Annotated in this window: 19 protein-coding genes, 2 tRNA genes and 1 pseudogene; 20 read left to right on the top strand and 2 right to left on the bottom strand. The window is 39.6% G+C overall.

Annotated elements, in window-relative coordinates; all coding sequences use genetic code 11:
* The first annotated feature begins 27 nt into the window (after positions 1-27).
* From QM469_RS01805 to QM469_RS01720, 18 genes are all read left to right on the top strand, one after another.
* Complete coding sequence (locus tag QM469_RS01805) at positions 28-1,050, top strand: branched-chain amino acid aminotransferase (protein WP_000219010.1); 1,023 nt, start codon at positions 28-30, stop codon at positions 1,048-1,050.
* 21 nt (positions 1,051-1,071) lie between these two features.
* Positions 1,072-3,039, top strand: a complete 1,968-nt coding sequence (locus QM469_RS01800) for a peptide ABC transporter substrate-binding protein (RefSeq protein ID WP_414273361.1) — start codon at positions 1,072-1,074, stop codon at positions 3,037-3,039.
* A gap of 34 nt (positions 3,040-3,073) precedes the next feature.
* The gene (locus QM469_RS01795) at positions 3,074-3,763 is read left to right on the top strand and encodes a DUF969 domain-containing protein (protein WP_414273362.1); all 690 of its coding nucleotides are present in this window, start codon (positions 3,074-3,076) and stop codon (positions 3,761-3,763) included.
* Positions 3,760-4,683 (top strand): DUF979 domain-containing protein, encoded by a 924-nt coding sequence (locus QM469_RS01790; protein ID WP_414273363.1) that lies wholly within the window; start codon positions 3,760-3,762, stop codon positions 4,681-4,683. The genes QM469_RS01795 and QM469_RS01790 overlap by 4 nt, the downstream gene beginning before the upstream one ends.
* Before the next feature lie 13 nt (positions 4,684-4,696).
* The gene (gene pcp / locus QM469_RS01785) at positions 4,697-5,341 is read left to right on the top strand and encodes a pyroglutamyl-peptidase I (protein ID WP_414273364.1); all 645 of its coding nucleotides are present in this window, start codon (positions 4,697-4,699) and stop codon (positions 5,339-5,341) included.
* A 134-nt stretch (positions 5,342-5,475) separates the two neighbouring features.
* Complete coding sequence (locus QM469_RS01780) at positions 5,476-5,706, top strand: DUF2969 domain-containing protein (protein ID WP_000037108.1); 231 nt, start codon at positions 5,476-5,478, stop codon at positions 5,704-5,706.
* Positions 5,707-5,755: 49 nt separating this feature from the next.
* A tRNA-Tyr gene (locus QM469_RS01775) sits at positions 5,756-5,836 on the top strand.
* A 9-nt stretch (positions 5,837-5,845) separates the two neighbouring features.
* A tRNA-Gln gene (locus tag QM469_RS01770) sits at positions 5,846-5,917 on the top strand.
* Between the two features lie 162 nt (positions 5,918-6,079).
* Positions 6,080-7,282: a 30S ribosomal protein S1 gene (rpsA, locus tag QM469_RS01765; protein WP_414273365.1), complete on the top strand. Its 1,203-nt coding sequence runs from the start codon at positions 6,080-6,082 to the stop codon at positions 7,280-7,282.
* Between the two features lie 85 nt (positions 7,283-7,367).
* Entirely contained in the window at positions 7,368-7,865 is a 498-nt protein-coding gene (locus QM469_RS01760; protein ID WP_414273366.1) for a GAF domain-containing protein, read from the top strand.
* Positions 7,865-9,529 (top strand): DNA polymerase III subunit gamma/tau, encoded by a 1,665-nt coding sequence (gene dnaX / locus QM469_RS01755; protein WP_414273367.1) that lies wholly within the window; start codon positions 7,865-7,867, stop codon positions 9,527-9,529. The genes QM469_RS01760 and dnaX overlap by 1 nt, the downstream gene beginning before the upstream one ends.
* A gap of 22 nt (positions 9,530-9,551) precedes the next feature.
* Complete coding sequence (locus QM469_RS01750) at positions 9,552-9,746, top strand: DUF3272 family protein (protein WP_414275946.1); 195 nt, start codon at positions 9,552-9,554, stop codon at positions 9,744-9,746.
* Between the two features lie 152 nt (positions 9,747-9,898).
* Positions 9,899-10,669, top strand: coding sequence for a Fe-S cluster assembly ATPase SufC (gene sufC / locus QM469_RS01745; protein WP_000114489.1), 771 nt, complete (start codon positions 9,899-9,901; stop codon positions 10,667-10,669).
* 27 nt (positions 10,670-10,696) lie between these two features.
* Positions 10,697-11,959, top strand: coding sequence for a Fe-S cluster assembly protein SufD (gene sufD / locus QM469_RS01740; protein WP_414275945.1), 1,263 nt, complete (start codon positions 10,697-10,699; stop codon positions 11,957-11,959).
* 10 nt (positions 11,960-11,969) lie between these two features.
* Complete coding sequence (locus tag QM469_RS01735; protein ID WP_414275944.1) at positions 11,970-13,196, top strand: cysteine desulfurase; 1,227 nt, start codon at positions 11,970-11,972, stop codon at positions 13,194-13,196.
* Complete coding sequence (gene sufU, locus QM469_RS01730) at positions 13,183-13,623, top strand: Fe-S cluster assembly sulfur transfer protein SufU (protein WP_414275943.1); 441 nt, start codon at positions 13,183-13,185, stop codon at positions 13,621-13,623. Before QM469_RS01735 ends, sufU begins: the two co-directional genes overlap by 14 nt.
* Before the next feature lie 57 nt (positions 13,624-13,680).
* Positions 13,681-15,093, top strand: a complete 1,413-nt coding sequence (gene sufB, locus QM469_RS01725; protein WP_000797048.1) for a Fe-S cluster assembly protein SufB — start codon at positions 13,681-13,683, stop codon at positions 15,091-15,093.
* A gap of 129 nt (positions 15,094-15,222) precedes the next feature.
* The gene (locus tag QM469_RS01720; RefSeq protein WP_414275942.1) at positions 15,223-16,623 is read left to right on the top strand and encodes an APC family permease; all 1,401 of its coding nucleotides are present in this window, start codon (positions 15,223-15,225) and stop codon (positions 16,621-16,623) included.
* A gap of 124 nt (positions 16,624-16,747) precedes the next feature.
* Here QM469_RS01720 and tnpA read toward each other — a convergent pair.
* Both tnpA and pbp3 read right to left on the bottom strand, forming a co-directional pair.
* A pseudogene (tnpA, locus tag QM469_RS01715) lies at positions 16,748-17,262 on the bottom strand (IS200/IS605 family transposase).
* 181 nt (positions 17,263-17,443) lie between these two features.
* On the bottom strand, positions 17,444-18,685 hold the full coding sequence (gene pbp3 / locus QM469_RS01710; protein ID WP_414275941.1) for a D-alanyl-D-alanine carboxypeptidase PBP3: 1,242 nt from the start codon (positions 18,683-18,685) through the stop codon (positions 17,444-17,446).
* A 105-nt stretch (positions 18,686-18,790) separates the two neighbouring features.
* Between pbp3 and QM469_RS01705 the strand changes: the two genes are divergently transcribed.
* Both QM469_RS01705 and tuf read left to right on the top strand, forming a co-directional pair.
* Positions 18,791-19,900, top strand: coding sequence for an AI-2E family transporter (locus QM469_RS01705; protein WP_371560847.1), 1,110 nt, complete (start codon positions 18,791-18,793; stop codon positions 19,898-19,900).
* Positions 19,901-20,310: 410 nt separating this feature from the next.
* Positions 20,311-21,507 (top strand): elongation factor Tu, encoded by a 1,197-nt coding sequence (gene tuf / locus QM469_RS01700; RefSeq protein ID WP_001040718.1) that lies wholly within the window; start codon positions 20,311-20,313, stop codon positions 21,505-21,507.
* Positions 21,508-21,575: the final 68 nt, after the last annotated feature.

The following is a 21,575-nucleotide window of genomic DNA, read 5'->3' as shown; positions in this document are numbered from 1 at the left end:
AGCTTGATTAGAATAAAGGAGATTGTCATGACAGTTACGATCGATTGGGAAAATCTCGGTTTTTCCTATATGAAACTACCTTATCGTTATATCGCTAATTTTAAAAATGGACAATGGTCTCAAGGAGAATTAACAGAAGATGCAACCTTGCATATTTCAGAATCATCTCCAAGCCTTCACTATGGACAACAAGCATTTGAAGGATTGAAAGCCTATCGTACAAAGGATGGCAGTATTCAACTCTTCCGTCCAGATGAAAACGCTAAACGTCTGCAACGTACCTGTGATCGTCTCTTGATGCCACAAGTTCCAACAGAAATGTTTGTAGAGGCTTGTAAAGCCGTTGTTCGTGCTAATGAGGAATATGTACCACCTTATGGAACTGGTGGAACCCTTTATCTTCGTCCACTCTTGATTGGTGTTGGAGATATCATTGGGGTAAAACCAGCTGAGGAGTATATTTTTACCATCTTTGCGATGCCAGTTGGAAATTACTTTAAGGGTGGATTGGTTCCAACAAACTTCTTGATTCAAGATGAGTATGACCGTGCTGCACCAAATGGAACAGGGGCTGCCAAGGTCGGTGGGAACTATGCAGCTAGTCTTTTGCCAGGAAAAATGGCTAAATCCCGTCATTTCTCAGATGTTATTTATCTAGACCCATCAACCCATACTAAGATTGAAGAAGTTGGTTCAGCAAACTTCTTTGGAATTACAGCTGATAATGAGTTTGTAACCCCACTGAGTCCATCAATCTTGCCATCGATTACCAAGTACTCATTGCTTTACTTGGCAGAGCATCGTTTGGGCTTGAAGCCTGTTGAGGGAGATGTACCAATTGATAGTCTGGATCGATTTGTAGAAGCAGGTGCCTGCGGTACTGCGGCAGTTATCTCACCAATTGGAGGAATCCAACATGGTGATGACTTCCACGTTTTCTACAGTGAAACAGAGGTTGGTCCAGTGACTCGTAAACTATATGATGAATTGACAGGTATTCAATTTGGTGACATTGAAGCACCAGAAGGTTGGATTGTAAAAGTAGATTAAAAATTATTAAAGGAGATCTTTATGAAAACGAAAAAGTGGATGTTAACAGCAGGAGTGGTCCTGAGTACAGCAGTCCTTCTTGTAGCTTGTGGTAAAGCTGACAAGGAAGCAGATGCGCCTACAACTTTCTCTTATGTCTATGGAGTAGACCCATCATCTTTGGACTACAGTATCGCAACTCGTACTTCAACAACTGATATCATCGGTAACGTTGTTGATGGTTTGTTGGAAAACGATGAATATGGGAATTTGATTCCTTCCCTCGCTGAGGATTGGAGTGTCTCACAAGACGGTTTGACTTATACTTATAAACTTCGTAAAGGGGTTAAATGGTACACGTCAGAAGGTGAAGAATACGCTGAAGTAACTGCGCATGATTTTGTTACAGGGTTGAAACACGTAGCTGATGGCAAATCAGACGGTGTCACTCTTATTCAAAACTCAATTAAGGGCTTGAATGAATATATGACTGGTGAGACGAACGACTTCTCAACAGTTGGAGTTAAGGCAGTGGATGATTATACTGTTGAGTACACTCTAAACGCACCTGAAACTTTCTGGAATTCAAAAGTAACTTCAGCAACTATGTTGCCAGTAAATGAAGAATTCCTCAAAGCTTCTGGTAAAAATTATGGAACGGTCAGTCCAGCTGGTATTCTTTATAACGGTCCATATATTTTGAAGACATTGACTTCAAAATCTTTAATCGAATATGAAAAGAACCCAAATTATTGGGATAAAGAGAAGGTTAAAATCGAGAAAGTTAAATTAACTTACTATGATGGATCAGACCAAGAATCCTTGATCCGTAGCTTCTCTTCGGGTGTTTACACAACAGCTCGTCTCTTCCCAAGTAGCTCAAACTTTGCTTCTACTTTGGAACAATACGGGGATAAAATTACATATAGTCCACAGGATTCAACTAGTTACTACTTTACCTTTAACGTAAACCGTCAATCTTTCAATAAGACAGCGAAAACAAGTGAAGAACAGAAAACTTCTACAAAAGAAGCAATGTTGAACAAGGACTTCCGTCAAGCCATCAACTTTGCCTTCAACCGTCATTCTTATGCTGCCCAGCTCAATGGTGAAGATGGTGCGGACAAGATTATTCGTAACAGCTTAGTACCAGATAACTTTGTACAATCTGGTGGCAAAAACTTTGGTGATATCGCTCAAAAAGAATTGGTCAACTATGGAGACCAATGGAAAGGTGTTGAGCTCGTTGACGGAAAAGATACCATCTACAATCCTGACAAAGCCAAAGCTTCATTTGAAAAAGCTAAGAAAGAGTTGGAAGCAAAAGGTGTAACCTTCCCAATTCACTTAGATGTCCCAGTTGAACAGACAGATACCATTGCCGTTCAACAAAGCAATTCCTTTAAACAATCAATCGAGTCAACTCTTGGTTCAGAAAATGTCGTGATCGATGTCCTTCAGATGACTGATAACGAGAAAGAAAGCATTACATCTCAAGCGCGTGTTCCTGCTCAAAAAGACTATGACTTGAACAGTACTGGATGGGCTCCAAGCTATCAAGACCCAGCAAGTTATCTCAATATCATGGATCCTAAGACCGGTTCTGCTATGAAACACCTTGGTATTACTAAAGGAAAAGATAAGGAAGTAGTAGCTCAACTAGGTTTGGACGAATATAAGAAACTCTTGGATGATGCAGTTTCTGAGAAAAATGACTTAGATAAGAGATATGAAAAATATGCTAAAGCGCAAGCTTGGCTCACTGATAGTTCTCTCTTGATGCCAACAGCTTCATCAGGTGGTTCACCAGTTGTCAGCAACGTCGTTCCATTCTCTAAACCATACTCACAAGTAGGTATTAAGGGTGATCCATACATCTTCAAGGGAATGAAATTGCAAAAAGAGATTGTATCTGCTAAAGAATATCAAGCAGCTCTTGAAAAATGGCAAAAAGAAAAATTGGAATCAAACAATAAATACCAAAAAGAATTAGAAAGTCATGTCAAATAAAACAGACTAGTATTTTTGGAATAAAGGGGCCTATATGGAATGGATTAAACTAATAGGGATACTTATCATTGTGGTTGGTTTTATCTATAAGTTAGATACAATCGCAACGGTAGTCTTAGCTAGTTTAGTTACAGCTCTAGTTTCTGGAGTTTCTCTTGTTGAATTCTTGGAAATTTTGGGAAAAGAATTTAGTAATCAACGAGTTCTTACGATTTTTATGGTAACCTTGCCACTGGTAGGTTTATCTGAAACTTTTGGCCTCAAGCAACGTTCGATTGACTTGATTCAAAAGATTAAAGGTCTGACCGTAGGAAGTTTTTATACAGTGTATTTCTTTTTTCGGGAACTCGATAGCTTCTTTGCCATTCGTCTTGGAGGACATCCGCAGTTTGTAAGGCCTTTGGTTCAACCCATGGGACAAGCAGCAGCAGAGTTACAATTAGGTAGAAAATTAACGGAGCAGGAGAGCGAAGCGCTAAAAGCGCGTGCAGCAGCAAATGATAATTTTGCAAATTTCTTTGCTCAAAACACTTTCGTTGGTGCAGGCGGTGTCCTCTTGATAGGGGGCACACTGGACCAATTAGGTTACGAAAGTAATTATGCAGGAATTGCTTCAGCTTCGCTTATAGTTGCAGGAATTGCCCTATTTATAGTTGGGATTTACAATTACCTGTTTGATAGAAAACTGCTAGCAAATAAGGTTAGTAAAGGAAAAGATGAATGACCAATCTAGCAAGACAGTTATTAGAGTTGACCTATATTGTGATTGGTTGTCAATTCCTTCATACGGCTTATTGTAGCTATAAAGATAAAACAAACCCAGTTCGCTTTGGAACGGCTGGGTTTTGGGCTTTATTGGGCATCAGTTTTATTGGTGGTTCCTATCTACCTTCTGTCTGTATTGGAGTTATTGTAGTGCTATTGGCCCTGCTAACTCTCTTTAAACAGGTTCGTATCGGAACCTTACCGTCTCTGGATGAAGTCAAGGCAAACATTGAAGCTAAACGACTAAAGAATAAAATTTTTATTCCAGTCATGTTAATGGCTTTGATTGCTTTGGTATTAGCAAAAATGATCCCTGAGTTTAGTAAGATTGCTATCAGTCTTGCTGCATTTTTCGCAACCATCTCTCTTTTATTGATTACCAAGAGTTCTCCTAGAAGTTTGTTAGCAGAAAACAATCGCATGGTGCAACAAGTCTCAACTAGTGGGATTGTGCCTCAACTTTTGGGTGCTTTAGGGGCAATATTTACCGTAGCAGGAGTTGGAGACCTGATTTCTCACTTGATAAGTGGTTTAGTTCCATCGGGCAGTCGTTTTTTGGGTGTAGTGGCTTATGTCCTTGGGATGGTTTTATTCTCCATGATAATGGGTAACGCCTTTGCTGCCTTTACTGTTATTACTGCTGGAATTGGAGTTCCCTTTGTATTTGCCTTAGGAGCTGATCCAATTGTAGCCGCTGCTCTAGCAATGACGGCAGGGTGCTGTGGAACCTTATTGACTCCTATGGCAGCTAACTTCAATGCTTTACCGGCAGCTCTTCTGGATATGAAAGATCCAAATGGGGTCATCAAAGCGCAAGTAGGAGTAGCTATTATCATGATTATCATCCACGTATTTTTGATGTACTTTTTGGCGTTTTAGCAAAGGAAATAAAATGAAAATATTAGTAACAGGTTTTGATCCTTTTGGTGGTGAAAAGCTCAATCCAGCTCTGGAAGCTGTTAAATTATTACCGAAAGAGATTCATGGAGCTGAAATTCATTGGGTAGAAATCCCAACAGTCTTTTATAAAGCAGCAGAGGTATTAGAAACAGCAATCGTCCGCTTTCAGCCAGATGCGGTGCTTTGCATCGGACAAGCAGGAGGAAGAGCTAGTCTAACTCCTGAGCGTGTTGCCATCAACCAAGATGATGCTAGAATTCCTGATAACCAAGGAAATCAGCCGATAGATACACCTATTCGACTAGATGGAGAAGCTGCCTATTTTAGCACACTCCCTATCAAAGCAATGGTACAAGCCATAAAAGAGGAAGGGCTACCAGCTACAGTTTCCAATACAGCGGGAACCTTTGTTTGTAATCATCTGATGTACCAGGCTCTCTATTTAGCGGATAAGAAATTTTCCGATATGAGAGCAGGTTTTATGCATATTCCTTATATGACAGAACAGGTGATCAATAAACCTAATACAGCATCTATGAATTTAACTGATATCGTCAGAGGTATCGAAGCTGCGATTGGTGCTATCGTAGATTATAAAGATAAGGACATAAAATTAGTGGGTGGTACAACCCACTAACGATGAGTCTTCACTAGATTAAAAAATTAGATTTTGTCACAAAAACTCTTTATCAAGGTTGTCTTGATAAAGAGTTTTTTCTTGCCAGTTTTTTAAATTTCTTGTACAATAGGAAGAGTGAAAAGAGGTATCGTATGAGTAAAAAAGATAAAAAAATTGAAATTCAATTAACAGACGCAACTGTTTTAGTTGGTAAAGAAAAGTATGAAGGGTATACTTTAACGATTGGTAAAAAGGTTATTGGTGAAATTGCTGAACTAGATAATCAATTTGCGATCATAAAGAATGGAAATGTCGATAGTTTTTATAAAAAACTTGAAAAAGCTGTGGAAATTTTGATTGAAAACTATAATTTAGCAAAATAAAGCTTGTTTTTTGTAAATTTTCATGATATAATAGTTTTTGTTGAACATTGGAGAGATAGCGAAGAGGCTAAACGCGGCGGACTGTAAATCCGCTCCTTCGGGTTCGGGGGTTCGAATCCCTCTCTCTCCATTTCACTTTTGGGGTATAGCCAAGCGGTAAGGCAAGGGACTTTGACTCCCTCATGCGTTGGTTCGAATCCAGCTACCCCAGTTCTTAGGTAATAAATTCAAGGATAAAAAGAAAAATATCTTAGGGTATTTTATTTTTATAATTGAAGGACGTGAACGATATAACATGTCTTTGCGGGTGCTTAGGAAAAAATTATAAGTATGTCAAGTTTAAGAAAAACTTGATTGTTGGAGGATTTTTTAGATGAACGAATTTGAAGATTTGCTAAATAGCGTTAGCCAAGTTGAGCCAGGTGATGTTGTTAGTGCTGAAGTATTGACAGTTGATGCTACTCAAGCTAACGTTGCAATCTCTGGAACTGGTGTTGAAGGTGTCTTGACTCTTCGCGAATTGACAAACGATCGCGATGCAGATATCAATGACTTTGTAAAAGTAGGTGAAGTATTGGATGTTCTTGTACTTCGTCAAGTAGTTGGTAAAGATACTGATACAGTAACATACCTTGTATCTAAAAAACGCCTTGAAGCTCGCAAAGCATGGGACAAACTTGTAGGACGCGAAGAAGAAGTTGTTACAGTTAAAGGAACTCGCGCTGTTAAGGGTGGACTTTCAGTAGAATTTGAAGGTGTACGTGGATTTATCCCAGCTTCAATGTTGGATACTCGTTTTGTACGTAACACTGAGCGTTTTGTAGGTCAAGAGTTTGATGCTAAAATCAAAGAAGTTGATCCTAAAGAAAACCGCTTCATCCTTTCACGTCGTGAAGTTGTAGAAGCAGCAACTGCAGCAGCTCGTGCTGAAGTATTTGGTAAATTGGCTGTTGGTGATGTTGTAACTGGTAAAGTTGCACGTATCACAAGCTTCGGTGCTTTCATCGACCTTGGTGGTGTTGACGGTTTGGTTCACTTGACTGAATTGTCACACGAACGTAACGTTTCACCAAAATCAGTTGTAACTGTTGGTGAAGAAGTTGAAGTGAAAATCCTTGATCTTAACGAAGAAGAAGGACGTGTATCACTTTCACTTAAAGCTACAACACCTGGACCATGGGATGGCGTTGAGCAAAAATTGGCTAAAGGTGATGTTGTAGAAGGTACAGTTAAACGTTTGACTGACTTCGGTGCATTTGTTGAAGTATTGCCAGGTATTGATGGACTTGTTCACGTATCACAAATTTCACACAAACGTATTGAAAATCCAAAAGAAGCTCTTAAAGTTGGTCAAGAAGTTACTGTTAAAGTTCTTGAAGTTAACGCTGATGCAGAACGTGTATCTCTTTCTATCAAAGCTCTTGAAGAACGTCCAGCTCAAGAAGAAGGACAAAAAGAAGAAAAACGCGCTCCACGTCCACGTCGTCCAAGACGTCAAGAAAAACGTGATTTTGAACTTCCTGAAACTCAAACAGGATTCTCAATGGCTGACTTGTTCGGGGACATCGAACTTTAATCCATTCGAATTTGAATAAAATCCTTTGTTTTTAAAACAAGGGATTTTTCTTTTTTCTACTAGCATTTTTTGATATAATGGTTTTATGTTATATTCAGAAAAAGAATCACTTTATCAAATAATAAATGAACAGCTCTCTTATCTTTTAGAAGGAGAGCCCAATGTGTTGGCTAATCTTTCTAATGCTAGTGCTTTGCTAAAAACAAGCTTTCCCAATACTGTTTTTGCAGGTTTCTATCTATTTGATGGGAATGAACTGATCTTGGGACCCTTTCAAGGTGGAGTTTCATGTGTACGAATCGCTCTTGGAAAAGGTGTTTGTGGCGAATCGGCAGGTAGCCGTCAAACAGTTATTGTTGGTGATGTAAAAACCTATCCAAACTATATTTCTTGCGATAGTAGTGCTCGGAGTGAAATTGTTGTGCCGATGGTTAAAGAGGGACGTCTTTTGGGAGTTCTAGATTTAGATTCATCTCTTGTTGATGATTATGATGAGTTGGATCAGAAATATCTAGAAGAGTTTGTTGCTATTTTGTTAGAGAAAACCGAATGGAATTTTTCAATGTTTGAGGAGAAAGCGTAATGTATCAGGCCCTTTATCGAAAATATAGAAGTCAAACATTTTCACAGTTAGTAGGCCAAGAAATTGTTGCAAAAACTCTGAAACAAGCTGTAGAGCAGGAAAAGATCAGCCATGCTTATCTTTTTTCAGGGCCTCGTGGAACTGGAAAAACTAGCGTAGCCAAAATTTTTGCCAAGGCTATGAACTGCCCTAATCAAGAGGGAGGAGAACCTTGTAATAACTGTTATATCTGTCAGGCGGTGACAGACGGTAGCTTGGAAGACGTTATTGAAATGGACGCGGCCTCTAACAATGGGGTGGATGAAATTCGTGATATCCGTGATAAATCAACCTATGCTCCAAGTATAGCTCAGTATAAGGTCTATATCATTGATGAGGTTCATATGCTTTCAACTGGAGCCTTCAATGCCCTTTTGAAAACTCTTGAAGAACCAACTCCTAATGTTGTTTTTATCTTAGCAACGACAGAGCTACATAAGATTCCTGCAACCATTTTGTCTCGTGTTCAACGCTTCGAGTTCAAATCTATTAGAACTCAGGATATTCGAGATCATATCTTCCATATTTTAGAGAAGGAAGGGATTGCTTATGAAATTGAAGCTGTTGAGATTATCGCTCGTAGGGCCGAAGGTGGTATGCGGGATGCTTTGTCCATTTTAGACCAAGCATTGAGCTTGACTCAAGATGCTAGATTAACAACAGCTGTTTCTGAGGAAATTACGGGGACTATTAGTCTAAGTGCTTTGGATAATTATGTGGCTGCCTTGGCACAAAAAGATGTGATTCGTGCTTTGGAAAATCTTAATTTGATTTTTGATAACGGAAAAAGCATGACACGATTTGTAACGGATTTGTTGCAGTATCTTCGGGATATTTTGATTGTCCAAACTGGTGGGGAGAATACTCACCATAGTGATCTCTTTAAGGATAACCTAGGTCTTTCACAGGCTGTTTTGTTTGAAATGATTGGAATTGCGACAAGTAGTTTAGCTGATATCAAGGCTAGCTTACAGCCTAAGATTTATGCTGAAATGATGACCATTCGTTTGGCAGAGATAGATTCAAAACCAACATTATCAGATGATACAAGTGGAGAATTAGCCTCACTTAGAGAAGAAGTTGCGCGATTGAAACAGGCTCTGGCAAATGTTAATACGAGTCCTAAGCAGACTACACCAACACCGAGTCGTCCAGTTAACAGCAAGTCAATTTATCGTGTAGATCGTAATAAGGTTCAGTCTATTCTTCAAGAAGCTGTTGAAAATCCTGATTTAGCCCGTCACAATCTAATTCGTCTTCAAAATGCTTGGGGTGAAGTTATTGAAAGCTTGTCAGGTCCTGATAAGGCACTTTTAGTTGGTTCTCAACCTGTTGCGGCTAATGAGCACCATGCGATTCTTGCATTTGAGTCTAACTTCAATGCTGGTCAGACCATGAAACGTGATAATCTCAACACCATGTTTGGCAATATACTCAGTCAAGCAGCGGGATTTTCACCAGAGATTCTTGCTATTTCCATGGAAGAGTGGAAAGAAGTCAGAGCTGATTTCTCAGCGAAGGCTAAATCGTCTCAAGGTCAACCGATTAAGGAAGAAGTTGAAGAATCTGTCCTTCCTCAAGGATTTGAATTTCTAGCGGATAAAGTGACCATAGCAGAAGATTAAAAGGATTTTGTAACATAATACGATGAACAGACAACAATTTATAATTATGGGCTTGTTTACTGCTGCCGAGACTTATTTTTTTAATGAATCCATCATGGAGCAACGGTATATCGTGGCCTTGCTTTGGGCTATTTTAATCCTAAGAAATTTTAGAGTCAGCTATATTATGGGTAAAATTGTCAACGCTATAGATGATCATTTTCGTGGAAAGAAGTAACCCTCAGCTTCTAGACAAAATTAAAGCCTTTTAGGCTTTTTTTTGTTATACTATTAAAGTATATTTATTGATATTTTATCGTTTTTTACTAGAAAACTAAGGACAATTTTCTAGCGAAAATGGTAAAACGGATTGAAAAGAAAGGAACTATCATGTCAGTATTAGAGATCAAAGATCTTCACGTTGAGATTGAAGGAAAAGAAATTTTAAAAGGGGTTAATCTGACCCTGAAAACAGGAGAAATTGCCGCTATCATGGGACCGAATGGTACTGGTAAATCAACTCTTTCTGCCGCTATCATGGGAAACCCAAACTATGAAGTAACCAAAGGTGAAGTCTTGTTTGACGGTGTAAATATCCTTGAGTTGGAAGTGGATGAGCGTGCGCGTATGGGACTTTTCCTTGCTATGCAATACCCATCTGAAATTCCTGGGATTACCAATGCTGAGTTTCTTCGTGCAGCCATGAATGCTGGTAAAGAAGATGATGAGAAAATTTCAGTTCGTGAGTTTATCACTAAGCTAGACGAAAAAATGGAATTGCTTAACATGAAAGAAGAAATGGCAGAGCGTTACCTCAACGAAGGTTTCTCTGGTGGTGAGAAAAAACGTAATGAAATTCTTCAGCTTTTGATGTTGGAACCAACTTTTGCCCTTTTGGATGAGATTGACTCTGGTCTTGATATTGACGCTCTTAAAGTTGTTTCTAAAGGTGTTAATGCTATGCGTGGTGAAGGTTTTGGTGCTATGATTATCACTCACTACCAACGTCTTTTGAACTACATCACACCTGATGTGGTACACGTCATGATGGAAGGTCGTGTTGTTCTTTCTGGTGGTCCAGAATTGGCTGCACGCTTGGAACGTGAAGGATACGCGAAACTAGCTGAAGAACTTGGCTATGACTACAAGGAAGAATTGTAATTCCCTCGTATCTTTTAGGAGAAGTAAATGACTAAAGAAACTATTAAACTTTTTTCAGAAATGCACGCTGAACCAAGCTGGTTGGCTGACCTCCGTCAAAAAGCTTTTGACAAGATTGAAAGTTTGGAATTGCCAGTCATTGAGCGTGTCAAATTTCACCGTTGGAATCTGGGTGATGGAACGATTACAGAAAGTGAGCCATCAGCAAATGTTCCTGACTTCACAGCTCTAGATAATCACTTGAAGTTGGTGCAAGTAGGAACCCAAACTGTTTTTGAACAAACACCAGTTGAGTTGGCTGAACAAGGAGTGGTCTTTACAGACTTCCACTCAGCTTTAGAAGAAATTCCAGAGCTTATTGAGGAATTCTTCATGTCATCTGTTAAATACGATGATGATAAATTAGCAGCCTACCATACAGCCTACTTTAACAGTGGTGCGGTTCTCTATATCCCTGATAACGTGGAAATCACAGAACCAATTGAAGGTATTTTCTACCAAGACAGCGACAGTGATGTACCATTTAACAAGCATATTCTAATCATCGCTGGTAAAAACAGTAAGATTAGTTACCTTGAACGTTTAGAGTCACGTGGCCAAGGTAGTGCTAAAGCAACTGCTAACATCACAGTAGAAGTGATTGCTCGTTCAGGCGCGCAAGTGAAGTTTGCAGCGATTGACCGACTAGGTGAGAACGTCACTGCCTACATTAGCCGCCGTGGTAAATTGGGCAACGATGCAAATATTGACTGGGCTATCGGTGTCATGAACGAAGGAAACGTCGTTGCAGACTTTGATAGTGACTTGATTGGTAATGGTAGCCATGCAGATCTTAAGGTCGTTGCCCTATCAAGTGGTCGTCAGGTACAAGGGATTGATACACGAGTGACTAACTATGGTTGCAACTCAATCGGAAATATCCTCCAACATGGGGTTATTCTTGAAAAAGCAACTTTAACTTTCAACGGTATCGGCCACATTATCAAGGGTGCCAAGGGAGCAGATGCGCAACAAGAGAGTCGTGTTCTCATGCTTTCAGACCAAGCGCGTTCAGATGCCAACCCGATTCTTTTGATTGATGAAAATGACGTTACTGCAGGTCACGCGGCTTCTATCGGACAAGTAGATCCAGAAGACATGTACTACCTCATGAGCCGTGGCTTGGACAAGGCAACTGCAGAACGTTTGGTTGTTCGTGGTTTCCTTGGATCTGTTATTGTTGAGATTCCAGTTAAGGAAGTTCGCGATGAAATGATTGCAACCATCGAAGAAAAATTGTCAAAACGCTAAGGGGAAGCCTATGTTAGATGTAGAAGCGATTCGCAAGGATTTTCCGATTTTAGACCAGATTGTCAATGACGAACCTCTGGTTTATTTGGATAATGCTGCGACGACACAAAAACCATTAGCAGTTCTGGAAGCCATTAATCGCTACTATAAGCAGGATAATGCCAATGTTCACCGTGGGGTTCATACTTTAGCTGAACGTGCGACAGCATCCTACGAAGCTGCTCGTGAAACTGTTCGTAAGTTCATCAACGCGGGGTCGACAAAGGAAATTCTCTTTACCAGAGGTACCACAACTAGTCTCAACTGGGTGGCACGCTTCGCTGAGGAAATCTTGACTGAGGGAGACCAGGTCTTGATTTCAGTCATGGAACACCATTCCAACATCATTCCTTGGCAGGAAGCTTGTCGCAAGACAGGAGCTGAGCTTGTCTATGTCTATCTCAAAGATGGCGCTCTGGATATGGATGACTTGCGATCTAAATTGACGGACAAGGTTAAGTTTGTCTCGTTAGCTCATGCTTCCAATGTTCTTGGAGTAGTAAACCCTATCAAAGAAATCACTCAAATGGCTCATGAAGTTGGAGCTATTATGGTGGTGGATGGTGCTCAGTCTACACCGCATATGAAGATTGATGTCCAGGACTTGGATGTAGATTTCTTTGCTTTCTCAGGTCACAAGATGGCTGGTCCGACAGGCATTGGTGTTCTTTATGGCAAAGAAAAGTATCTGGAACAAATGTCACCGGTGGAGTTTGGTGGCGAGATGATTGATTTCGTTTATGAACAATCTGCAAGCTGGAAGGAATTGCCTTGGAAATTCGAGGCTGGAACTCCCAACATGGCAGGTGCAATTGGACTTGCTGCTGCAGTGGATTACCTAGAAAATATTGGTATGGATGTCATTGAAGTCCATGAACAAGAACTGATTGCATATGTCTTTCCAAAATTACAAGCAATTGAAGGATTGACCATATACGGTTCGCAAGATTTGGCTCAACGTTCAGGTGTCATTGCCTTTAACCTAGAGGATATCCATCCTCACGACCTTGCGACTGCTTTGGATTATGAAGGTGTTGCAGTTCGTGCAGGTCACCATTGTGCGCAACCCTTGCTCCAGTATTTGGATGTCCCAGCAACAGCTCGTGCAAGTTTTTATATCTACAATACCAAGGCAGATTGCGACAAGCTAGTCGATGCTTTACAAAAGACAAAGGAGTTTTTCAATGGCACTTTCTAAACTAGATAGCCTCTATATGGCAGTGGTAGCAGACCATTCGAAAAATCCTCATCACCAAGGAAAGTTGGAAGACGCTGAGCAAATCAGTCTCAACAATCCAACCTGTGGAGATGTCATCAATCTCTCTGTCAAGTTTGATGCAGAGGATCGTTTAGAAAATATCGCTTTTCTAAATTCAGGCTGTACCATCTCAACTGCCTCTGCAAGTATGATGACAGATGCCGTTTTAGGAAAAACCAAACAAGAAATCTTAGAACTAGCAGCTATTTTTTCTGAAATGGTTCAAGGACAAAAAGATGAACGCCAAGACCAACTAGGCGATGCAGCCTTCTTGTCAGGCGTTGCCAAATTCCCGCAACGGATTAAGTGTGCAACCTTGGCTTGGAACGCCCTTAAGAAAACAATTGAAGATCAAGAAAAACAGTAAGACAAGTTTCTTTTGTCTTATGAATCAGTAGAAATGAAGAATGAAAGAAAGGATATTATGGCTGAAGAAAGAGTAGAACCAAAACCAATTGACCTTGGTGAATATAAATTTGGTTTTCATGATGATGTAGAGCCTGTCCTATCGACAGGAAAAGGATTGAACGAAGATGTCATTCGCGAATTATCAGCTGCTAAGGGAGAACCTGAGTGGATGTTAGAATTCCGTTTGAAGTCTTATGAAACCTTCAAAAAAATGCCTATGCAAACTTGGGGAGCGGACTTGTCAGAGATTGACTTTGATGACTTGATTTACTATCAAAAACCATCTGACAAACCAGCTCGTTCTTGGGATGACGTTCCTGAAAAAATCAAAGAAACCTTTGAACGTATCGGTATTCCAGAAGCTGAACGTGCCTATCTAGCAGGGGCCTCTGCCCAGTACGAGTCAGAAGTGGTTTACCACAACATGAAGGAAGAGTTCCAGAAATTGGGGATTATCTTTACAGATACAGATTCTGCCCTCAAGGAATACCCAGACTTGTTTAAACAATACTTTGCCAAGTTGGTACCGCCGACAGATAACAAGTTGGCAGCCCTCAACTCAGCAGTATGGTCGGGTGGAACCTTTATTTACGTACCAAAAGGGGTCAAGGTAGATATCCCACTTCAAACTTACTTCCGTATCAACAACGAAAATACAGGTCAGTTTGAACGTACCTTGATTATCGTTGATGAGGGTGCAAGTGTCCACTACGTAGAAGGATGTACAGCGCCAACTTATTCAAGCAATAGCTTGCACGCAGCTATTGTAGAAATCTTTGCTTTGGATGGAGCTTACATGCGTTATACAACCATCCAAAACTGGTCTGATAACGTCTATAACTTGGTAACAAAACGTGCAAAAGCCTTGAAAGATGCGACTGTTGAGTGGATTGATGGGAACTTGGGTGCCAAAACGACTATGAAATATCCATCTGTATATCTTGATGGAGAAGGAGCGCGTGGTACCATGCTTTCTATTGCTTTTGCTAATGCAGGGCAACACCAAGATACGGGTGCCAAGATGATCCACAATGCACCACATACAAGTTCATCAATCGTGTCTAAATCCATCGCCAAAGGCGGAGGGAAGGTTGACTATCGTGGACAAGTAACCTTTAACAAGAACTCTAAGAAATCTGTTTCTCACATCGAGTGTGATACCATTATCATGGATGACTTGTCAGCATCAGATACCATTCCGTTTAATGAAATTCACAACTCGCAAGTTGCATTGGAGCACGAAGCTAAGGTTTCTAAGATTTCAGAAGAACAACTGTACTACCTCATGAGTCGTGGTCTGTCAGAATCTGAAGCAACTGAAATGATTGTCATGGGATTTGTCGAACCCTTCACCAAAGAACTTCCAATGGAATATGCAGTTGAGCTCAACCGCTTGATTAGCTACGAAATGGAAGGATCAGTCGGATAAACTTTATGAACAGAAACTGAGCAAGTATTACATTTGTTCAGTTTTTTTTGATGAAAGATGCTAATAAATATTCACAAAAAGTCTTTTATATGGTAAAATAATACAATCACATAAAGTGGGAGATGAATGATGAATATTTTTAGAACCAAAGACGTTAGTCTAGGTAAAACAGAAATGCATCGCCATTTAAAACTATGGGACTTAATTCTCTTGGGAATTGGTGCCATGGTGGGAACAGGTATTTTTACGATTACAGGAACTGCTGCAGCAACATTAGCAGGACCTGCCCTTGTGGTATCGATTGTAATTTCTGCTATCTGTGTGTCCTTATCTGCTCTCTTTTTTGCAGAATTTGCTTCTCGTGTTCCTGCAACGGGTGGAGCATATAGTTATTTATATGCAATTTTGGGAGAATTTCCAGCCTGGATTGCAGGTTGGCTGACTATCATGGAATTTATGACAGCTGTTTCTGGTGTCGCTTCAGGTTGGGCGGCCTATTTTAAGGGGTTACTTAGCCATTATGGAATTTCCTTGCCACAAGTCTTGAATGGAACTTTTAATCCTGAACATGGTACTTATATCGATTTTTTACCAATTTTAGTAATTCTACTTGTTACAGGTGTTGTACTTTTAAATTCGAAGGCTGCGCTTCGATTTAATTCCATTCTTGTCGTTTTAAAATTTTCTGCTCTTGCCTTATTTATCCTAGTTGGAATTTGGTACATTAAACCTGAAAATTGGTCAGATTTTGCACCATTTGGTTTTGGTCAAATTTACGGTGGAAGCACTGGAATTATGGCAGGTGCTTCACTCATGTTCTTTGGATTCTTAGGTTTTGAGTCCATTTCTATGGCAGTTGATGAAATTCAAAGTCCACAAAAGAATATTCCACGTGGGATTGTTTTATCCTTAACCATTGTAACCATTCTGTATGCTTTGGTTACCTTGATATTGACAGGTATCGTTCATTATAGCAAGCTCAATGTTGATGATGCAGTAGCTTTTTCTCTGAGAAGTATCGGTATTGGTTGGGCAGCTAATTATGTTTCACTCGTTGCAATTTTTACTTTGATTACGGTATGTATTTCCATGACTTACGCCTTGTCTCGAATGATTTATAGTTTGGCACGTGATGGACTATTACCTCAAAGCTTTAAAGAAGTGACCAAGACTAGTCGCGTCCCTAAGAATGCAACCATTTTAACAGGTGTTGTTTCAGCGATTGCAGCGGGAATTTTCCCACTGGCAAGTATCGCAGCCTTTCTCAATATCTGCACCTTAGCCTATCTCATTCTCCTAGCCTATGGGATCATCAAATTGAGAAAAGACAAGGGGATGCCCAAAGAGGGCGAGTTCAAAACTCCTCTGGTTCCTTTTTTACCAATCTTGTCTATTCTAATCTGCCTTTCATTCATGCTTCAATATGCCCTTGAAACATGGATGGCATTTGGAATTGCCTTGTTAATTGGAATTCTTATCTACTTTACTTATGGCTATAAACATTCAACTCTAGCTAAAAATGAATCATAACCACCCGTCTAACAGGTGTTTTGAACCAGGACTATAAGCCCAAATTACCAGCCAGCGCCTAAAAACGCTGGCTTTCACCTTGTTCAAGCTGGCTCGTCACTCGCCTCTTAAAGAGGCCTTGGTATTACTTACCACTATCTCTAAAGGGATCCTCATATTCTTTTACACTCAATTTATCTAGTGCTATATCATGCTTTACTCGTTCTCAAATTTTCATACTCGTGAAGAAATCATCCACTGGATAATTTCTTTAATCTTGAATATATTTCTTAATTGTGGCTTCATTGAGTCCAACCGTACTCACATAATAACCTTCCGCCCAAAAATGACGATTCCCAAACTTGTACTTGAGATTAGCGTGTTTGTCATACATCATGAGTGCACTTTTGCCTTTTAAATAACCCATGAAACTTGAAACACTTATCCTTGGTGGAATACTTACTAACATATGTACATGATCAGGCATTAAATGTCCTTCGATAATCTCAACACCTTTATAACTACATAATCGGTGGAATATTTCTCCCAAACTACTTCGATATTGATTATAAATGATTTTTCGTCTATACTTAGGGGTGAACACAATCTGATAGAACACATCCACTTTGTGTGTGATAAACTATGTGCCTTTTGTGCCATATTTTTCTCCTTTCGCTTTACAATTGGCTTGAACACCTTTATTGTATCGCGTTTGGAGTTTTTGGGGTATAACCTTCGACGCGCACCCGCATAGCGGGTGGTTTTTTTGTCTCGCACCTAACGGAGCGAGACGGACTAATAGTCGCATAATAAAGAAAAAATCGCGACATTCGCGATTTTTTTATAATTTTTCGTTAATAAATCGAACGAAGCGATTCCACCAAACTTTTAAGAAGAAGGCTTTTTCGACATTTTTTTCTGCGACCATCTCAAAACTAGGTTTGTCAGTTGTAATGTATCCTTGACCAACTAGATCCTTGTCTTCATAAGTCAAATGTCCAACGACAGTTCCTGCCTCTAGTGGAGCAGTGTGTTCAGTCGTGTCCGCTGTGTAAGTAATAGTTGATTGTGTACGACTACCAAGACGTTGTACGATTTTGATATCTTCTTTTGCGACCGCTGTAACACTATCATCTTTACCATCTAAGACAGGACTTTTACTATCCACATAACTTTCACCCTGCTTGACGATTGTCTGGAGAGCAAAGTTTGAAGAAATATAATCTAAAAGAGAAGAAGTAGCTGTAAAGCGTGCATATGGATTGGTATCTTGGTTGTTAGCGTTTAAAACAACAGTAATGATGCGCATTCCTTTTTCGACTGTAGTACCTACAAAGGATGCTCCAGCCTTATCAGTCGTACCAGTCTTAAGTCCATCAACACCACCACGGTAGCCAGGCATTCCCTCCAACATATAGTTAGTAGAATTAATGGTCATGCCAGCGAAAGTAGAAGAAGGCTTCTTAGTGATTTCTAAGACCTGAGGATACTTGAGAATCAGATTACGAGCTACGATAGCTACATCATAGGCACTTAATTTGTTTTCATCATCTTTCTTAGAACCAGGATAGATATTAGCGCCGAGAGTTTCATTGTTGAGGCCGGTTGTGTTGACGAGTGTAGCATCTTGGATTCCCCATTCTTGTAGTTTGACCTTCATCATATCTACAAAGTCCTTCTCAGAACCGGCAATTTTTTCAGCTAAAGCGATAGCTGCACTGTTAGCGCTAGATACCAAAGTCGCTTCTAGTAATTCCTCTACTGTGTAGTTACGAGCTTCCATGGGAACGTTACTCGCTTCAGAATTGGTAGTGAGCTGGTAGGGATAATCTGAGATTTCTACAGGAGTAGAAAGGGTGATTTTCCCTTGTTCCAAGGCTTCATAGACTAGATAAACAGTGAGGATTTTACTGATAGAAGCTATTTCAACAGGTTGAGTAGCATCTTTTTCATATAAAATCTTGCCACTGTTAGCCTCAACAGCAATAGCATGTTTTGCAGCTACATCAAAATCCTGGGCCGAAACAGTTGTAGCCGAACCGAATAAAAATAATGTGATTAAGGTTAAAAATAATTTCTTCATAGTAACTTTATTCTATCACAAAGACAAAAAATATTCTTGATTTTTTGATGAAGGTTATCAATCTTTTTTGAAATATGGTAAAATAGGGAAAAGAGGAGGTGTCTTATGTTTCGAAGAAACAAATTGTTCTTCTGGACAACTGAAATCCTATTAATAACCCTAATTTTTTATCTCTGGAGAGAAATGGGTGCTATTATCACACCCTTTGTAAGTGTGCTGAATACAATTATGATTCCTTTTTTATTGGGAGGATTTTTGTATTATCTAACTAACCCAATTGTTATCTTTTTAGAGAAGGAATGCAAAATCAATCGCATCATTGGGATTTTGTTAACCCTTTGTGCCTTAATTTGTGCAATCGTACTTAGTTTTGTCTATCTGCTACCGATTTTGATTAATCAGTTGAGTAGCCTAATCTACTCGAGTCAAAACATTTATGGCCGTCTTCAAGATTTAGTCATTGAGTTATCAAAACATCCAGCCCTGCAAAATCTAGATATTCAACAAACTATTCAGCAACTGAATCTCTCATATGTTGATATTTTGCAAAATATCTTGAACAGTGTGACAAATAGTGTTGGAAGTGTTCTATCTGCACTCGTAAGTACTGTATTGATTATCATCATGACACCAGTTTTCTTGATTTACTTCTTACTTGATGGGCATAAATTTTTACCCATGCTAGAAAGAACTGTATTAAAACGAGATAAATTGAACATATCTGGTTTATTGACAAACCTAAATACAACTATTTCTCGTTACATTAGTGGAGTGTCTATAGATGCAGTTATTATTGGATGTTTAGCTTTTATCGGTTATAGTGTGATTGGTCTAAGATATGCCTTGGTCTTCGCCATTTTTTCTGGATTGGCTAATCTGATCCCCTATGTAGGACCAAGTATTGGCTTGATTCCAATGATTATCTCAAATCTCTTCACCGATCCTCATAAAATGATTATTGCTGTCATTTATATGTTGATTATTCAGCAAGTTGATGGAAATATTTTATATCCACGTATCGTGGGTGGAGTTATGAAGGTTCACCCGATTACTATTTTAGTCTTGCTTTTATTATCAAGTAATATTTATGGTGTGATTGGGATGATTGTTGCTGTTCCAACCTATTCCATTTTAAAAGAGATTGCTAAATTCTTAGCGCGACTGTATGAAAATCATAAGGAAGCACAAGAAGTTGAGAAACATCTATCAGAATAAAGATGTCGGGATAAAAAATCCCGACCTTTTTTTGATCAATGTATCTTGGGCGCTGTAGTTGATCAAACTTTTTATTGATTTCTCTTATGATAAAACTTTAATTTTTCTATACATAATTTTTACAAACAACTGAATGATTGAAGTCTTTCGGGGCTGAAAATCGGGGCTGAAAATAGGAAATTCAGACTTGGGTTATCGAATTATGGTCTATCGCCTTTTACTAAAATAAGCCTATTTATAGATATTTTAAATAAATTGGTAGAGGAAGTAGAGCGAGAATAAGAATAATTCACAAAAACTTTGTAAAACACTTGCAATTTAGCTGAAATTTGATAAAATAGTAAGGAAAGTTAGACTGTATTGCCTACTGTCTATCTATAAAATATATTTTATTGGAGGCTTTTACTCAAATGGCAAAAGAAAAATACGATCGTAGTAAACCACACGTTAACATTGGTACTATCGGACACGTTGACCACGGTAAAACTACCCTAACTGCAGCTATCACAACTGTTTTGGCACGTCGCTTGCCTTCAGCAGTTAACCAACCTAAAGACTATGCGTCTATCGATGCTGCTCCAGAAGAACGCGAACGCGGTATCACAATCAACACTGCGCACGTTGAGTACGAAACTGAAAAACGTCACTACGCTCACATCGACGCTCCAGGACACGCGGACTACGTTAAAAACATGATCACTGGTGCCGCTCAAATGGACGGAGCTATCCTTGTAGTAGCTTCAACTGATGGACCAATGCCACAAACTCGTGAGCACATCCTTCTTTCACGTCAGGTTGGTGTTAAACACCTTATCGTCTTCATGAACAAGATCGACTTGGTTGACGACGAAGAATTGCTTGAATTGGTTGAAATGGAAATCCGTGACCTTCTTTCAGAATACGACTTCCCAGGTGACGATCTTCCAGTTATCCAAGGTTCAGCTCTTAAAGCTCTTGAAGGTGACTCTAAATACGAAGACATCATCATGGAATTGATGAACACTGTTGATGAGTACATTCCAGAACCAGAACGTGACACTGACAAACCATTGCTTCTTCCAGTCGAAGACGTATTCTCAATCACTGGACGTGGTACAGTTGCTTCAGGACGTATCGACCGTGGTACTGTTCGTGTCAACGACGAAATCGAAATCGTTGGTATCAAAGAAGAAACTAAAAAAGCAGTTGTTACTGGTGTTGAAATGTTCCGTAAACAACTTGACGAAGGTCTTGCAGGAGACAACGTAGGTGTCCTTCTTCGTGGTGTTCAACGTGACGAAATCGAACGTGGACAAGTTATCGCTAAACCAGGTTCAATCAACCCACACACTAAATTCAAAGGTGAAGTTTACATCCTTACTAAAGAAGAAGGTGGACGTCACACTCCATTCTTCAACAACTACCGTCCACAATTCTACTTCCGTACTACTGACGTTACAGGTTCAATCGAACTTCCAGCAGGTACTGAAATGGTAATGCCTGGTGATAACGTGACAATCGACGTTGAGTTGATCCACCCAATCGCCGTAGAACAAGGTACTACATTCTCTATCCGTGAGGGTGGACGTACTGTTGGTTCAGGTATGGTTACAGAAATCGAAGCTTAATTCGATTTAGTTCCCAGAAGAACAATTATTTAAGTCAGACACTAAAAGAATCTTGCTATGCAAGGTTC

Source organism: Streptococcus infantis (assembly GCF_047464215.1).
GTDB classification, from domain to species: Bacteria; Bacillota; Bacilli; order Lactobacillales; family Streptococcaceae; genus Streptococcus; species Streptococcus infantis_P.
This window is presented reverse-complemented; position numbering and strand designations above follow the sequence as displayed.

Bases quoted from the DNA above. Each gene is read 5' to 3' on its own strand.
- QM469_RS01805 (WP_000219010.1), top strand. From the start codon at position 28: ATGACAGTTACGATCGATTGGGAAAATCTCGGTTTTTCCTATATGAAA.
- QM469_RS01800 (WP_414273361.1), top strand. From the start codon at position 1,072: ATGAAAACGAAAAAGTGGATGTTAACAGCAGGAGTGGTCCTGAGTACA.
- QM469_RS01795 (WP_414273362.1), top strand. From the start codon at position 3,074: ATGGAATGGATTAAACTAATAGGGATACTTATCATTGTGGTTGGTTTT.
- QM469_RS01790 (WP_414273363.1), top strand. From the start codon at position 3,760: ATGACCAATCTAGCAAGACAGTTATTAGAGTTGACCTATATTGTGATT.
- pcp (WP_414273364.1), top strand. From the start codon at position 4,697: ATGAAAATATTAGTAACAGGTTTTGATCCTTTTGGTGGTGAAAAGCTC.
- QM469_RS01780 (WP_000037108.1), top strand. From the start codon at position 5,476: ATGAGTAAAAAAGATAAAAAAATTGAAATTCAATTAACAGACGCAACT.
- rpsA (WP_414273365.1), top strand. From the start codon at position 6,080: ATGAACGAATTTGAAGATTTGCTAAATAGCGTTAGCCAAGTTGAGCCA.
- QM469_RS01760 (WP_414273366.1), top strand. From the start codon at position 7,368: ATGTTATATTCAGAAAAAGAATCACTTTATCAAATAATAAATGAACAG.
- dnaX (WP_414273367.1), top strand. From the start codon at position 7,865: ATGTATCAGGCCCTTTATCGAAAATATAGAAGTCAAACATTTTCACAG.
- QM469_RS01750 (WP_414275946.1), top strand. From the start codon at position 9,552: ATGAACAGACAACAATTTATAATTATGGGCTTGTTTACTGCTGCCGAG.
- sufC (WP_000114489.1), top strand. From the start codon at position 9,899: ATGTCAGTATTAGAGATCAAAGATCTTCACGTTGAGATTGAAGGAAAA.
- sufD (WP_414275945.1), top strand. From the start codon at position 10,697: ATGACTAAAGAAACTATTAAACTTTTTTCAGAAATGCACGCTGAACCA.
- QM469_RS01735 (WP_414275944.1), top strand. From the start codon at position 11,970: ATGTTAGATGTAGAAGCGATTCGCAAGGATTTTCCGATTTTAGACCAG.
- sufU (WP_414275943.1), top strand. From the start codon at position 13,183: ATGGCACTTTCTAAACTAGATAGCCTCTATATGGCAGTGGTAGCAGAC.
- sufB (WP_000797048.1), top strand. From the start codon at position 13,681: ATGGCTGAAGAAAGAGTAGAACCAAAACCAATTGACCTTGGTGAATAT.
- QM469_RS01720 (WP_414275942.1), top strand. From the start codon at position 15,223: ATGAATATTTTTAGAACCAAAGACGTTAGTCTAGGTAAAACAGAAATG.
- pbp3 (WP_414275941.1), bottom strand. From the start codon at position 18,685: ATGAAGAAATTATTTTTAACCTTAATCACATTATTTTTATTCGGTTCG.
- QM469_RS01705 (WP_371560847.1), top strand. From the start codon at position 18,791: ATGTTTCGAAGAAACAAATTGTTCTTCTGGACAACTGAAATCCTATTA.
- tuf (WP_001040718.1), top strand. From the start codon at position 20,311: ATGGCAAAAGAAAAATACGATCGTAGTAAACCACACGTTAACATTGGT.